We start from the raw sequence: 14,093 nt of genomic DNA, 5'->3' as shown, positions 1-14,093 counted from the left end.
TCCGGACTACCGAAGCGGCGGGACGCAAATCCCGCCGTTTTTCGTTCCCGTGCTATCCGATCCAGTTGCGTCCACCGAGGAAAAGCAGCACGGCGTCGACCGGCCCCGGCCGATAGCGTGGCTTTGGCGCCTGCCTTGTCTCATAGCGAATCCAGTCGTCGATGGCATGGACGACTGCCTTGTCGCTGCGATCATGCAATCCGTTGACATATCTGCCCTTCAACCCGATCAAACTGTCGATCATGAAAAAGAAGCGGATCAGCCGATTCATGCGCAGCTTCGTCTCGAATTCGGCGGTAAAGACAAGGCGGATGCCCGTACCCTTGCCGATGTAGCTCAGGGTTACACTTTCCACGCAGCTCCAGGGAATGACCTCCGGATGAAGCTGCGGGCAAAATAGTCCCCGCTTGAATGCGACAAGCACCACGTCTCGTCGCCAGGCAACCCTCAGCCCCAGCGGCACACCGCACACAAGCAGCGCCGTGAATGCCGGCAACACGATATCTCCGCCGGAAAACTGGCCGTCCGACAGTGTCTTGAAGCTCGATGGCAGCAGCACAACGAGCAAGGCTGTGCAAAGCAACGCCATTAAAAGGTGCAGACCACGGGATTCCCTGACGATCATATCTTCCGGCAATGGAGCCCCGCGAGCCGACAATTCCGGCTCTTCCTAGCATCAGCCGGTGAACATTCTCCCTCAACTGCGGTTTCGGCATTGAAGGGTGATGGAATATATTGGCATGTTGTCGCCTATACGTTTCAAGGAGATGCCTCAATGGCCGCTGGTGTTGTAATTCGTCCTCTGACGCAGTCCGACCGCGAGGCGTGGCAGCCGCTGTTCGAGGCCTATATCGGCTTCTATGAATCGGAACTGCCGAAAGAGCAGTATGACATTACCTGGTCGCGTTTCCACGACGATGCGGAACCGATGCATGCGCTCGGGGCCTTCGACGATGGCAAGCTGGTGGGCATTGTGCACGCGTTATTCCATCGTTCGACATGGCTGCCGGACACGACCTGCTACCTGCAGGATCTCTATGTCGATTCGAGCCAGCGCGGCCGCGGCGTGGGCGAGGCGCTGATCGAGAAGGTCGCGCTTCTGGCGCGCGACAAGAATGCCGGCCGTCTCTACTGGCTGACCCAGGAGAAGAACGATGCGGCGCGCCGACTCTATGACCGCGTCGCCGTTGCCCCGGGCTTTATCCAGTACCGCAAGCCGCTGTAGTAGAGCCGACGGTTTCACGCCTCATCTTGCTGTCCATCTTGAATGTATCGCCCAGCGCTCCAAAACAAAGGCGATCACAGGAGGAAGATGTATGGCAGATGATCTGGTGTTCTATACAAACCCGCTCTCGCGCGGGCGCATCGCGCGCTGGATGCTGGAAGAGGTGGGCGCGCCCTACCGGACCGAGATCCTGCATTTCGGCACGACGATGAAGTCGGATGGCTACAAGGCCTTCAACCCGATGGGCAAGGTTCCGACGGTCCTGCATGGCAAGCGGATCGTGACGGAATGCGCCGCCATCTGCGCCTACCTGGCCAGTGCCTTTCCGGAGGCAGGTCTCGCCCCGGCGGCCGCCGATCGCGCCGATTATTATCGCTGGATGTTCTTCGCCGCCGGCCCGCTGGAGGCCGCCGTGAGCAACCGAGCGCTCGGCTTCGAGGTTCCCCCGGGCCGGGAGCGAATGGTCGGTTACGGAAGTTACGCCGACGTGATGGACGCCCTGGAACTCGCAGTCAGGGCAAATCCATACATTGCCGGCGAAAAATTCTCGGCGGCCGATGTGTATGTCGGCTCGCAGATCGGCTGGGGCCTGCAATTCGGATCGATCGAGAAGCGTCCCGCCTTCGAGCAATATTTCGGCCGGCTCGCGCTGCGAGATGCCTATCGGCGCGCGACCGAAAAGGATGACGAGGCGGCAACCGAAATGCAGGCCAAACAACAGGCATGATATCGCGATTCATCATGAATCCACGGTCGGATTGCCGCTTAAAAAGACGGTGCTAATACTCATCCTGTCCAAGATCGGACAGGGAGGGCTTCACCATGATCAGATCCGCATCCATTGCCGCGGGCGCGCTTGCGGCAATTCTTCTGTCTTCCACCGCCGGCCGCGCGGAAGATCTCGTATTCAACCTCGTCAACAAGACAGATGCGACGCTTGAGCGCTTCTACACCTCACCCACCGGCGTCGAGGATTGGGAGGAAGACGTGTTCGGCAAGGACGTTCTCGAGCCGGGAGAGAGCGTCAAGATCACCATCGCCGATGGTCGTCGTGTCTGTGAGTATGATCTGCGCTTCGAATTCACCGAGGAATCGGGTTACGAGAACCTCGAGGATAGCCAGGATCTCTGCAAGATGGGCACCTATACCATACACGACTGAAGCCGCATCCCGGCTCGATCCGCGCTGTGGCGAAAGGACAAGCGCCTCCAGCCACAGCGATATCGTTCAAGTTCCGTTAACACGGACGGATGCATTGTGTCGCATCGAAGCGCCGCGTAAGGCCGGCGCCCAGGGACACTTTCGATGAAGAAGACTGCTCTTTCCGCGCTCTCCGCCGTAATGCTCGTCAGCGCCGCGCTCGCACCGACCAGCAGCGCCATGGCGCAATATTATGACGGACACCGCCCGCATTGGGATCGCCGCGGACCTCCACCACCACCGCCCCGCTGGCGCGAGGAACGCCGCCACCATCATCACCACAGCGACAAGGGTGGCGTGATTGCCGGCGGCCTGGCTGCCGGCGTCATCGGCGGCCTGATCGGCGGTGCGCTCGCCAATGGCGGCCCGCGCTATGTCGAGCCCCCGCCGCCACCACCACCGCGCTGCTGGTTCGAAGACCGGCGCGTGCCGAATGCCTATGACGGCGGCTGGCACATGGAATCCATCCGCGTCTGCCGCTGAGACAGACTAGACGCATCAGATGAAAAGAGCCGCGCATTGCGCGGCTCGTTGATTTTCCCATCATCTTGATTTCTGATTTCGGGCGTACACGACGCAATTATCGACCATGCTCACGCACAGCCCGTTGATGTCGGTCGCCGTATTGTTGTCGCCGGCAAACTCCACCTGCTTGAGCTTGCCCTCTGCGAAACGAAACTGGGTGCTGCAATTGCCGCCCGACGAGCCGCTTCGCGACGTGTTGACGGCGGGAATGGAACCGAACAGCGTGAACGACGGATTGACGACATTCCAGTTTCCACGCGGCATGTCACGTCGATAAGCCCAGATGGAGCCGCCATCGGCCGTCGAGCTGCTGGCGCTCGGAAAGCCCGCGCACATGCGCACGTCATCCTCGTCGAGACCGACCAACTCGTTCCTTGCTGCCGAGACGGTCGAGTTCTCCCCGACCACGCGCGACGTATCCGCCGGGATCGTACATCCTGCCAACGCGGCACACAAAATCACTAGTCCGGTAAATCCCGGCAAAATCGACATATGAAAAACCATACTTAGACATCGCCCTGTTTTCTCCTCCCAAGGCCTCCTCAGGCCTAGCTAGAGGCGAGCCCGGATCGATCAAGGCATTTTCCTCGCGGAAATATCGAGACCTGCAATGCGGCTTGCGGAGCCATCAGGTCTCGGCTACGCAAAAGCACTGGCTTTGCGGCTGATCAAGGATTGCCGTTCATGGCTTCGGAAATCGTCATCGGCGTCATCACCTTTGCGCTTCTCAGTGCGGTATCCCTCGCGTCGGTCAGCCTGTATCCCCGCCTGCGTGCCTCCCATCGCGACGACGAGACCAACACCGTCGTGCGGCTCGTCGCCAACATCTTCGTCGTCATGACCTCACTCGTCTTCGGTCTGATGCTGAACTCGTCGAAAAACACGTTCGAGTCGCTGGATACGAATGTGCATACCTACGCCACCCAGATCATCCTGTTCGACCGTTCTCTCGAATTCTACGGGCCCGCCGCCGAGGAAGTCCGAAGCGCTCTTGTCACCTATGTCGAACATGCCCTGACGGATCCCAGCCGCGCCGACGACACGCTTCAGCACCGACGCTCGGATGCCGAAGACCGCCTCAACGCTGTCGGGACGATGCTGAATGGGGTGGAAGGCGCCGGTGCAGACCAGGCCGCGCAACTCGGCGACCTGCGGCAGCAATACCGGCAGATCGTCGAGCACCGCTGGATGATCGTCGAACAGCAGGCAGGCACGATCCCGGTACCGATCATCGGAATGCTGATCGCATGGCTTGCGATGATCTTCGCAAGCTTCGGGTATCGTGCACCGAAAAATGCTGTCGTGCTTGTCGCCTTCAACGTCGCCGCGCTCCTGATGGCCTTCTCGCTCTATCTGGTGCTCGACATGGATTCGCCCTTCAGCGGGCTGATCCAGATCTCCGATGCGCCGTTGCATCGCGCGCTGGCGGAAATGCTGCGATAGATCAGCGGACGCGTTCGAAGATGATTTCCACCTCGGTGCCTTCGGGGCGGCGGAAGTTTTCGGTCATCCTGTCACCACTCACCACGATCTGCAGATCGTCTCGCGTACGGACGCTGCCGACCCAGTTCGGAAAGGTGGAGCCTTCGACGCGGTTGCCGCTGAAATTGCCGTCCTCGTCTACACTATAGCGACCGAAAAAGCCTATGCCGCCCGCCATCGCGGCGCGGTTCTCCGCATCGGTTCCCTCACCCCGAACACCGGAGACAAATCTCGGCACGCGGGGATCGGTCAGAACCTCCACGAATGTCAGCTCTTCCGTGAAGACCAGCCAGCCGTGCGGGCTCGGGCCGTAAGCGGGCCTTCTGACACCGTCGGGATCGAGATAGGCGGAAACCATCCGCCATGTACCAACCATTCGATTGGGACTGTCGGCCCACGCGGGAGCGCCAGCGATGCTCAATGCAACAGCCAAGCCCAACGAAACAGCGATCGATTTCTTATTCATCAGCCTTTTCTCCTGTGTCATGGAGAAAATCTGGGCCGGCTTCGGAGGCCGAACAATGGCTCGGTCTCCGTATTGATCAGTGAAAAACGACCATCAATGCGACGACCGGTCACCAAGCGGTGAATTGCCCTGCGGCGATCAAGCCGCCAGACCGGGCGCCTCGTAGCCGGTGCGTTCGACATATTCGCGGTAACCGCCGTCATAGCGGTGTACACCGTCCGCCGAGACTTCCAGCACGCGGTTCGACAGTTCGGACAGGAAATGGCGGTCGTGGCTGACGAAGAGCATGGTGCCCTCATATTCAGAAAGCGCCTTGATCAGCATTTCCTTGGTGTCGAGGTCAAGGTGGTTGGTCGGCTCGTCGAGGACGAGGAAGTTCGGCGGGTCGAAAAGCATTGCCGCCATGACGAGGCGGGCCTTTTCGCCGCCCGAAAGGACGCGGCACTTCTTCTCGACATCATCACCGGAAAAGCCGAAACACCCGGCGAGGGTGCGCAAAGCGCCCTGCCCGGCGCGCGGAAATTCCGATTCCAGCCATTCAAACACGGTCTGCTCGCCATCGAGCACGTCCATGGCATGCTGGGCGAAATAGCCCATCTTGACGCTGGCGCCGATAGCGACCGAGCCCTGGTCCGGTTCCGCCGAACCGGCGATCAGCTTCAACAGCGTCGACTTTCCGGCGCCGTTGACGCCCATGATGCACCAGCGTTCCCTGCGGCGGATGGAGAAATCCAGCCCGTCATAGATCGTGCGGCTGCCATAGGCCTTATGCACGCCCTTGAGGTTTGCCACATCCTCGCCCGAGCGCGGCGGCGCCTGGAATTCGAAGGCGACCGACTGACGGCGCTTCGGCGGCTCGACGCGCTCGATCTTGTCGAGCTTCTTCACCCGGCTCTGGACCTGGGCCGCGTGGGAAGCGCGCGCCTTGAAACGTTCGATGAACTTGATTTCCTTGGCGAGCATCGCCTGCTGGCGCTCGAACTGCGCCTGCTGCTGCTTTTCGTTCTGCGCCCGCTGCTGCTCGTAGAAGCCGTAGTCGCCAGCGTAGGAGTTTAGCGATCCGGCATCGATCTCGATGATCTTGTTGACGATGCGGTTCATGAACTCGCGGTCGTGCGAGGTCATCAGCAGCGCGCCATCATATCCCTTGAGGAACTGCTCCAGCCAGATCAGGCTCTCGAGATCCAGATGGTTCGACGGTTCGTCGAGCAGCATCACGTCCGGGCGCATCAGCAGGATGCGGGCGAGCGCCACGCGCATCTTCCAGCCGCCGGAAAGCTTGCCGACATCGCCGTCCATCATTTCCTGGCTGAAGGAGAGGCCAGCGAGCACTTCGCGCGCGCGGCTTTCGAGACCATAACCGTCGAGTTCCTCATAACGCGCCTGAACCTCGCCGTAGCGCTCGATGATGGCGTCCATTTCGTCCATCCGGTCCGGATCGACCATGGCTGCCTCGAGTTCGCGCAGCTCCGCTGCAACGGTGCTGACCGGCCCTGCCCCGTCCATCACTTCGGTGACGGCGCTGACACCGGACATCTCGCCGACATCCTGGTTGAAATAGCCGATGGTGACGTTCTTCTCGACCGACACCTGTCCCTCGTCGGGAACCTCGCCGCCGGTGATCATCCGGAACAGCGTTGTCTTGCCGGCGCCGTTCGGGCCGACGAGACCAATCTTCTCGCCGCGATTCAACGCGGCGGACGCCTCGATATACAGAATGCGGTGGCTGTTCGACTTGCTGATGTTTTCGATGCGGATCATGACTGCCGGTCTTCTTGGGAGAATTCGGCCTGCCTTATGTCATGAGATGCGGGGAATGTCGCGGGGTTTCGGAGGGAAAACGATTTACTCGCCGGGATGACGGTTGGGGCGCGTCTTTTTTTCCAGGTAGCGGGAATAGAAAGCGATCGCCAAGCCGAGGGCACCAACAATCAGAGGCAAAACATACCAGAAGAAGAAGTATGCGGATGTCATGGCCTGAGACCTCCGAGTACGATCCGACCCGCAGAATGTAATATCAAAGCCGCTAGAATCCAACTGCCAACGGCCGTCAAGACCATCCAGTCGATGTTGGGTGACATGAGTGATGCAGATTGCCCTATCGCACCAACCGCCAAACACGCGGTTGATGCGCGATCCAGCGCCGCAGCAAGATATTTCGTCCGCTCGTTATGCACCAATTCCATAGCCGCCCCGATAATGCGATCAATAATCACATTAACTCCAGTTACGGCGTTGTTTTCAAGCTGGTGTCTAACGCAAAAGGCCGGGGCGTTTCCGACCCGGCCTTTTGTCATTCACGATCCGAAAAGATTATTCGGCGCTGTCTTCAGCGGCCTTCTTCTTCGGAGCAGCCTTCTTCTTCGGGGCTGCGGCTTCTTCGCCTTCTGCGGCTTCAGCCTTGGCAGCCTTCTTCGGAGCGGCCTTCTTCTTGGCCGGCTTGTCGGAGGCTTCGTCTTCGTCCTCGGCCATCAGCTCTTCCTTGCTGACGGTCTTGTCGGTGACCTTCACTTCGGACAGCAGCTTGTCGATGACCTTCTCTTCGAAGATCGGCGCGCGCAGCGAGTTGGAAGCGCCGGGCGTGTTGCGGAAGAAGTCGAGGATTTCCTTCTGCTGGCCAGGGAACTGCTGCAGCTGTGCGTAGAGGGCGCGCTGCAGTTCTTCCTCGGTCACTTCGACGCCGGCCTTTTCGCCGATTTCGGAAAGTACCAGGCCGAGACGAACGCGACGTTCAGCAAGCTTGCGGTATTCGGCGCGCGCTTCTTCTTCGGTCGTATCTTCGTCTTCGAAGGTCTTGCCCGACTGCTGCAGATCGGTGTTGATCTGGCGCCAGATGTTATCGAACTCGGCGTCGACCAGGCCCTGCGGGGTGTCGAACTGGTACATCTCGTCGAGCTGGTCGAGGATCTGACGCTTGACCTTCTGGCGGGTGATGTTGCCGTACTGGCCTTCGATCTGACCGCGAACGATCTCCTTCAGGCGATCGACCGATTCGATGCCGAGCTTGGAAGCGAGTTCGTCGTTGATCTCGACTTCAGCGGCAGCAGCCACGTCCTTGACGGTGATGTCGAAGGTGGCTTCCTTGCCTGCGAGGTTCGCAGCCGGGTACTGTTCCGGGAAGGTGACCGTGATGACCTTCTCGTCGCCGGCCTTGACGCCGACCAGCTGGTCTTCGAAGCCCGGGATGAACTGGCCGAAACCGAGAACCAGTTCGGCATCTTCGGCAGCGCCGCCATCAAAGGCTTCGCCGTCAACCTTGCCGAGGTAGTTCATGGTGACGCGGTCGCCGTTGGCTGCCTTGCCCTTCTTGGTTTCGAAGGTGCGCGCGCTTTCAGCGATCTTGAGGATCTGCTCGTTGACTTCCTCGTCGGCGATTTCGACGACTTCACGGGTGACCGTGATCTTGTCGTTCGACTTCAGCTCGATCGGCGGGATGACTTCGTAGGACAGCGTGAACTCGAAGTCGGCCTGAGCGGACAGGATCTTTTCGGCTTCAGCTTCGTCCTCGGTCATCGAGATCGACGGCTGGGTCGCGGACTTTTCGCCACGCTCGGACAGGATCTTGGTCGGGCGCTCGCGAACGATTTCGTTGACGAGGTCGGCCATGATCGACTTGCCGTAGGTCTTCTTCAGGTGCGAGAGCGGCACCTTGCCGGGGCGGAAGCCGTTGATACGGACCTTATCCTTGGCGTCGGCGAGGCGAACGTTGAGCTCGGCCTCCATGTCCTGCTTCGGGATTACGACCTTGATTTCGCGCTTCAGCCCTTCAGCGAGCGTTTCGGTAACCTGCATTTTCAAACCTTCATATCGTGGCGGCGGTGCCCGGACCCGGCAGCTACAGCCGTTGTTTCAATGAGCACATCGCCGGAACTTCTAAGAGACCAGCCGCGGTATCAATGGCGCCTGTCAACTGCCGCTTTCGGCTGAGGACCGCACCCTGGCGGTGCTGGTGCGGGTAGAGAGACTTGAACTCCCACGCCTTGCGGCACCAGAACCTAAATCTGGCGTGTCTACCAATTTCACCATACCCGCGCCCCAACCGCGTCGAAAATCCTCGTCGCCAGAGGCCTTCCGGAGCGCGCGTCTCTATATCACCCGTTTTCATGGGCGCAAAGGAAAAATGACAGTCTTCCAACGGAACTCGACGGCTGCCGGCAAACGATGCCATGGGCATTCCTGATTGCGGCCGCACCGGAAATGAATCGCGACATTCGCCCCCTGAGAGAGCAAGAACTCGGCCTTCCAGCAAAGCCATGCGCTCATCGCATGACATCCATTCGACGTTTGCAGTGCACAAAACCCCCAGTATTCGTTAATAAGTCATCAACGAACTGGCGAGCGCCGCGACGCAAAAAAGCATCGGAGCCACGCCGAACAAAGTTCATTATAATTCGGGTCACGCACTCCTCCTCCCAGCGTGTGCCCGTGGAGACTGGCGGTACTCCTCCTCCCAATCGCCAGTCGCTCATATGACGCCCACCGGATCTCCTCCCCCGGTGGGCGTTATTTTTTGGGCTTCCTGCCTGTCTTTTCCTCAGCTCGTGATTACCGATTTCGCTGCAATGCACGCAGCGCATAGGTGGCATACCTAACCGGCGCTGTTTTTTAGGCGCGAAAGAATTTAAAACGATTAGCAGATGACGAGGGGCAAAGAATTGCACTCTCAGGGTTCAAAAGGGATACGACCATGAATATCGCAAACAAGTTCAACAGCTGGCGCAAGTATCGCGAAACCGTAACGGAACTCGGCCGCATGACCGACCGCGAACTTTCCGATCTCGGCATCGGCCGCGCAGACATCCGTCGCGTTGCACGCACGGCAGTCGGCTTCTAAGACATTTCGACATTCAAGTCGTTCGAAAGCGCCTCCTTCGGGAGGCGTTTTTCGTTTGTGGGCATGCACTTAGCTCAAAAGTGAGAAAATGCCGCTTTTTCGCGCTTAGCCCTTTAAATCGGCAATGACCTGCACAAATGCATATCAGTCGCACATTTTTTGCACTGCAAATTCTTATTATGCGGATGTATAAGAACGTCATCGCCGGGGCCGAAACGAGCACCGGGAAAAAGATGATCTTGAGGAAACCACCATGAACCCGATCCGCATCGCAAAGAACTGGATCAGCTACCGCCGCACGATGAACGAGCTTGGCAATCTTTCGAACCAGGCACTCTCGGACATCGGTCTGACCCGCTACGACATTCGCAACATTGCGTCGCGTTCCTTCCGCTAATTTCTAGCGGACGGCGGCATCCCACCGCTCGACGAACGATGGTCTGGCGACCGAAATGCCCAAGGATGATCAAAGGCACCTTCTCAGGTGCCTTTTTGATTCTGACGCGCAGTAAATCATGCTCGCTTTTTAATTCCGGTCCGTCACCGCCCGTGATATTGAGCCGCCCCATGACAGATAAATCCTATTCCCCCATCCACGTCGTCGGCGGCGGGCTCGCCGGCTCCGAGGCTGCCTGGCAGATCGCGCAGGCCGGCATACCGGTCGTTCTCCACGAGATGCGCGGCGTTCGCGGAACCGATGCCCACAAGACCGACGGCCTTGCCGAACTCGTCTGTTCCAATTCCTTCCGCTCCGATGACGCAACGGCCAATGCCGTCGGTGTCATCCATGCCGAGATGCGGCTTGCCGGCTCGCTGATCATGGCGTGTGCAGACAAGAACCAGGTTCCGGCCGGCGGCGCGCTTGCGGTCGATCGTGATGGATTCTCGGATGCCGTGACTGAGGCGATCGAAAAGAACCCGCTGATCACCGTCGTGCGCGAGGAAATCCAGGGACTGCCGCCGAAGGAATGGGATCTGGCGATCGTTGCCACCGGTCCCCTCACCTCGCCTTCGCTTGCCGCCTCCATCCAGGCCGAGACCGGCGAAGACCAGCTCGCCTTCTTCGACGCGATTGCCCCGATCGTGCATCGCGATTCGATCGACATGGATATCTGCTGGTATCAGTCGCGCTACGACAAGGTCGGCCCGGGCGGCAACGGCAAGGACTATATCAACTGCCCGCTCGACGAGCAGCAATACAATGCTTTCGTCGATGCGTTGATCGCCGGTGATACGGTCGGCTTCAAGGAATGGGAGGGCACCCCCTATTTCGACGGCTGCCTGCCGATCGAAGTCATGGCGGAACGCGGCCGCGAAACGCTTCGTCACGGCCCGATGAAACCGATGGGGCTGACCAACGCCCATAACCCGACCGTCAAGGCCTATGCCGTCGTGCAGCTTCGCCAGGACAATGCGCTCGGCACGCTCTACAACATGGTCGGTTTCCAGACGAAGCTGAAATACGGCGCCCAGGCTGAGATCTTCCGTATGATCCCCGGCCTGCAGAACGCAGAATTCGCGCGCCTCGGCGGCCTGCATCGCAATACCTATATCCAATCGCCGATTCTGCTCGACCGGTCCCTGACGTTGAAGAGCCGGCCGGGCTTGCGCTTTGCCGGCCAGATCACCGGCTGCGAAGGCTATGTGGAGAGTTCAGCGATCGGGCTTCTCGCCGGCCGGTTCGCCGCCGCCGAACGCAAGGGCGAAACCATCGTGCCGCCGCCTCCGACGACCGCGTTCGGCTCGCTGCTCGGCCATATCACCGGCGGCCACCTGATACATGACGAAGAGCCTGGCAAGCGGTCTTTCCAGCCGATGAATGTCAATTTCGGGCTTTTTCCGGAGCTGGAGCCGGGTTCGATCGTCAAGCCGGAAGGCGTCAAGCGCTTCCGCGGCAAGGACAAGACCATCATGAAACGGCAGCTTCTGTCGGCACGCGCCCTGCGCGACTGCGCTAGTTGGCTTGATCAGGCTTAGTCGGATCGGCATCCTCGGCGGGCGTTTCGTCGAGGATGCGGTCTTCCACGCTGACATAGTTGTCGAGCAGCCATAGCGACACTTCCGCCGCTTCCTTTTCTGATCGGAAGAAGAAGTCGCCGTTCTGCGTCGGCGCATCCAGAAATTCCGCCGAGAACCCCTTCACGTCAGGCAAGGGCGTGACACGGACGCGGCCCGGATTGATCAGATGGCAGGCGAAATGGTTGCGCCGGTTACGCATGATGCCGGCCTTGCTGTCGTGAAGACGCACGAAGATGCTGTTTCCGTCGGCTGTCGCATGCAAGCTGCGGATCGCTTCCTCAGGAAAGGCACGGCCGAATTCGACTATGGCGAATCCGACGTCGTGATTGCCTTCCTTCTCGCTCGTCCGCAGCACCCGGCCGATGTAGTAGATCAACAGGAGGATCAATCCAACGATCGTTGTCCATACGATGAAAGGACTCAAACCGCTTCTCCTTCAATGCAGCCGGTTCTCAGGTTGCATTCTGCCTAAAGCGCGAGGCTTGCGCGAGTGTTATGTGTTAGAGCCTGCGAAGAAAGGCGGCCCTGACCATGCGAAGCTGGCGGCGCCATTGCGGCTGCTGAAGGCTTGCGTCAAGGGCGCCTGCGCCCAGCTTGCGCGCACGAAAGAGCACTGGATTGGCCAGCGTCGCGGGCAGAAAGGCCGGGAATACAGTTGCGGAGACAGGCCCGGCTCGGCGTGCCTTTTCCAGATGTTCGAGGCCAAGTCCGGCGAGCGCCTCGATGGCCGCGCCGATGCGAGCCTTGTCCTCACCCGCAAGAAAGGTGTCCCGGTCGAGACCAGTCGCCGACAGGATATCGAGAGGCACAAAGAGCTGCCGCCTGTGTGTGTGAATCGGCAGCAGTAGAAGAATGCCGGCGATCGCCTGGGCGACGCCCGCGTGACCGGCAGCCTGAGCCGACTGGGCCGCATCATCGTGAGACAGCACGAGGCTTGCCAACTGGATGAGAGCAGACGCCGTCTCGCCGGCATAGCCTTCGAGCGCATTGCGATCTGGGATCGGGTCGTCATAGAGGTCGAAAATCCGCGCCTCGGTCATGGCAATCAGCGTCTGGCGCGGCAGGCGATATCGCTCGACGGCTTTCAGCAGACCGGCTGCGATCGGGTTGCCGCCGGTGTCACCCTCAGCAGTTCCTTCGAGAAGATCGCGCCACCATTGCAGGCGAATTTCACCCGGCAAGGGCTCGCGGACGACATCACGGACACGGGCGATTTCAGCGTTGAAGGCATAAAGTGCGGCCAGCGCGCCTCGTTTGTCTTCAGGAGACATCAGGCATGCGAGATAGCGGTCGCGATCCGTATCCCGAAGGGTCGCAAGGCACAGCGCGCCGTTGTCGGACACGGTGTCTGTCATTGTCAGACCGCGATAAGAGCTGCGGCCACCGCACGGGATTCGGCCAGCATGATGTTGAATGTGCGGACTGCGGCGCCTGTGCTCATCGGATCGGACGAAATGCCCTTTGCCTTCAAGGCAGCCTTCAGTTCGGCCGGCAGAGGCTTCAGGTTGGCGCCGGTGCCGACCAGCACCACCTCGATATTACCGGCCTCGGCCAGAACGCGCTCGAAAGCTGCCACCGTCAGCGGCTGGCCTTCCTCGATATCCCAGCCATGGATGCCGGAGGGCAGGCACAGGATGGAACCGCGATGCGACATGTCGGCAAAGCGGAAGCCGCCATTGCCATAGGCGTCGATAGGTGCGCGACCGGGAAAATGGGCTTCGCGAATTTCGATGCCTTTTGCCATGTCGCGCATGCTTTCTCTGAATGACTATGCCCGGAGCCGGCAGCCGCCAGATGCAGCGCGCCGGTCCGGGCTTTCGTTAGCCGACTTTTCGGCTTGTTACTTGGCAGCCGTTTCGGTCTTGACCGGCTCGCCCTTCACCTTGACTTCGGCGATATAGGCGCGCTGGGCGCGGATCTTCACGCCTTCGGCGATTTCGACTTCCAGTTCGTTGTCGTCGATGACCTTGCTCACCTTGCCGGTGATGCCGCCACCGAGAACGACCTGGTCACCGCGACGGATGTTGCTGAGCGTTTCCTGGCGCTTCTTGGCCTGGGCGCGCTGCGGGCGAATGAGGAAGAAGTACCACACCACCATCAGGGGCGCGAACAGCATCACCATCTGGAGGATGGAATCCGTTGCGGAACCCGCCGGGGCCGCTCCGGTCGCCTGGGCGAATGCTTCGGTAATGAACATAGAGAACTCCTAAGACGATCGGAGACTCCCCGCCCCCGTTTTTCAAGTCGCCGGAATATAGATGTGCCCGTTTGATTTGCAACACAAAGCGGCAGTTTCCCGTACCAAATCCACGGCTCCGCGCCTTTCTATGCAATGACGAGCG

General features: G+C 59.8%; 18 protein-coding genes and 1 tRNA gene. 8 read left to right on the top strand and 11 right to left on the bottom strand.

Annotated features, from left to right (window positions below; all coding sequences use genetic code 11):
• Positions 1-52 precede the first annotated feature (52 nt).
• The gene (locus BM216_RS18110; protein WP_177230825.1) at positions 53-637 is read right to left on the bottom strand and encodes a hypothetical protein; all 585 of its coding nucleotides are present in this window, start codon (positions 635-637) and stop codon (positions 53-55) included.
• A gap of 138 nt (positions 638-775) precedes the next feature.
• Between BM216_RS18110 and BM216_RS18105 the strand changes: the two genes are divergently transcribed.
• From BM216_RS18105 to BM216_RS18090, 4 genes are all read left to right on the top strand, one after another.
• The gene (locus BM216_RS18105) at positions 776-1,225 is read left to right on the top strand and encodes a GNAT family N-acetyltransferase (protein WP_093000610.1); all 450 of its coding nucleotides are present in this window, start codon (positions 776-778) and stop codon (positions 1,223-1,225) included.
• A 91-nt stretch (positions 1,226-1,316) separates the two neighbouring features.
• On the top strand, positions 1,317-1,952 hold the full coding sequence (locus BM216_RS18100) for a glutathione S-transferase family protein (protein ID WP_093000609.1): 636 nt from the start codon (positions 1,317-1,319) through the stop codon (positions 1,950-1,952).
• 95 nt (positions 1,953-2,047) lie between these two features.
• A complete protein-coding gene (locus BM216_RS18095; protein WP_093000608.1) occupies positions 2,048-2,386 on the top strand; it encodes a hypothetical protein in 339 nt (112 codons plus the stop codon).
• A gap of 144 nt (positions 2,387-2,530) precedes the next feature.
• Positions 2,531-2,908, top strand: a complete 378-nt coding sequence (locus tag BM216_RS18090) for a hypothetical protein (RefSeq protein ID WP_093000607.1) — start codon at positions 2,531-2,533, stop codon at positions 2,906-2,908.
• Between the two features lie 60 nt (positions 2,909-2,968).
• Here the strand turns inward: BM216_RS18090 and BM216_RS18085 are convergent, their stop codons facing one another.
• The gene (locus tag BM216_RS18085; protein WP_143102792.1) at positions 2,969-3,454 is read right to left on the bottom strand and encodes a hypothetical protein; all 486 of its coding nucleotides are present in this window, start codon (positions 3,452-3,454) and stop codon (positions 2,969-2,971) included.
• Between the two features lie 180 nt (positions 3,455-3,634).
• On the opposite strand from BM216_RS18085, the gene BM216_RS18080 reads away from it, so the two are divergent.
• Complete coding sequence (locus BM216_RS18080) at positions 3,635-4,393, top strand: bestrophin-like domain (RefSeq protein ID WP_093000605.1); 759 nt, start codon at positions 3,635-3,637, stop codon at positions 4,391-4,393.
• 1 nt (position 4,394) lies between these two features.
• Here the strand turns inward: BM216_RS18080 and BM216_RS18075 are convergent, their stop codons facing one another.
• From BM216_RS18075 to BM216_RS18055, 5 genes are all read right to left on the bottom strand, one after another.
• Positions 4,395-4,898 carry a lipocalin-like domain-containing protein gene (locus BM216_RS18075; RefSeq protein ID WP_093000604.1) on the bottom strand — a complete coding sequence of 168 codons (504 nt, stop codon included), beginning with the start codon at positions 4,896-4,898 and terminating at the stop codon, positions 4,395-4,397.
• A 138-nt stretch (positions 4,899-5,036) separates the two neighbouring features.
• The gene (locus BM216_RS18070; protein ID WP_093000603.1) at positions 5,037-6,659 is read right to left on the bottom strand and encodes an ABC-F family ATP-binding cassette domain-containing protein; all 1,623 of its coding nucleotides are present in this window, start codon (positions 6,657-6,659) and stop codon (positions 5,037-5,039) included.
• 84 nt (positions 6,660-6,743) lie between these two features.
• On the bottom strand, positions 6,744-6,872 hold the full coding sequence (locus BM216_RS35030) for a hypothetical protein (RefSeq protein ID WP_280141687.1): 129 nt from the start codon (positions 6,870-6,872) through the stop codon (positions 6,744-6,746).
• Between the two features lie 339 nt (positions 6,873-7,211).
• A complete protein-coding gene (gene tig / locus BM216_RS18060; RefSeq protein WP_093000602.1) occupies positions 7,212-8,690 on the bottom strand; it encodes a trigger factor in 1,479 nt (492 codons plus the stop codon).
• Positions 8,691-8,845: 155 nt separating this feature from the next.
• A tRNA-Leu gene (locus tag BM216_RS18055) sits at positions 8,846-8,930 on the bottom strand.
• Between the two features lie 655 nt (positions 8,931-9,585).
• On the opposite strand from BM216_RS18055, the gene BM216_RS18050 reads away from it, so the two are divergent.
• The 3 genes from BM216_RS18050 (at position 9,586) to trmFO (ending at position 11,709) form a co-directional block, all read left to right on the top strand.
• A complete protein-coding gene (locus BM216_RS18050) occupies positions 9,586-9,732 on the top strand; it encodes a DUF1127 domain-containing protein (RefSeq protein WP_093000601.1) in 147 nt (48 codons plus the stop codon).
• 253 nt (positions 9,733-9,985) lie between these two features.
• Positions 9,986-10,129: a DUF1127 domain-containing protein gene (locus BM216_RS35200; RefSeq protein WP_093000600.1), complete on the top strand. Its 144-nt coding sequence runs from the start codon at positions 9,986-9,988 to the stop codon at positions 10,127-10,129.
• 170 nt (positions 10,130-10,299) lie between these two features.
• Positions 10,300-11,709 carry a methylenetetrahydrofolate--tRNA-(uracil(54)-C(5))-methyltransferase (FADH(2)-oxidizing) TrmFO gene (gene trmFO / locus BM216_RS18040; RefSeq protein ID WP_093000599.1) on the top strand — a complete coding sequence of 470 codons (1,410 nt, stop codon included), beginning with the start codon at positions 10,300-10,302 and terminating at the stop codon, positions 11,707-11,709.
• Here the strand turns inward: trmFO and BM216_RS18035 are convergent.
• The 4 genes from BM216_RS18035 to yajC form a co-directional block, all read right to left on the bottom strand.
• Positions 11,687-12,148, bottom strand: a complete 462-nt coding sequence (locus tag BM216_RS18035; RefSeq protein WP_244530230.1) for a hypothetical protein — start codon at positions 12,146-12,148, stop codon at positions 11,687-11,689. The two genes, trmFO and BM216_RS18035, sit on opposite strands and share 23 nt — an antisense overlap.
• A gap of 103 nt (positions 12,149-12,251) precedes the next feature.
• On the bottom strand, positions 12,252-13,106 hold the full coding sequence (locus tag BM216_RS18030) for a phytoene/squalene synthase family protein (RefSeq protein ID WP_093000598.1): 855 nt from the start codon (positions 13,104-13,106) through the stop codon (positions 12,252-12,254).
• Between the two features lie 2 nt (positions 13,107-13,108).
• On the bottom strand, positions 13,109-13,495 hold the full coding sequence (locus tag BM216_RS18025; protein WP_093000740.1) for an Mth938-like domain-containing protein: 387 nt from the start codon (positions 13,493-13,495) through the stop codon (positions 13,109-13,111).
• A 96-nt stretch (positions 13,496-13,591) separates the two neighbouring features.
• Complete coding sequence (gene yajC, locus BM216_RS18020; RefSeq protein ID WP_093000597.1) at positions 13,592-13,948, bottom strand: preprotein translocase subunit YajC; 357 nt, start codon at positions 13,946-13,948, stop codon at positions 13,592-13,594.
• Positions 13,949-14,093: the final 145 nt, after the last annotated feature.

Origin of the sequence: Rhizobium sp. NFR07 (assembly GCF_900111905.1) — a bacterium.
Lineage (GTDB): Bacteria > Pseudomonadota > Alphaproteobacteria > Rhizobiales > Rhizobiaceae > Neorhizobium.
This window is presented reverse-complemented; position numbering and strand designations above follow the sequence as displayed.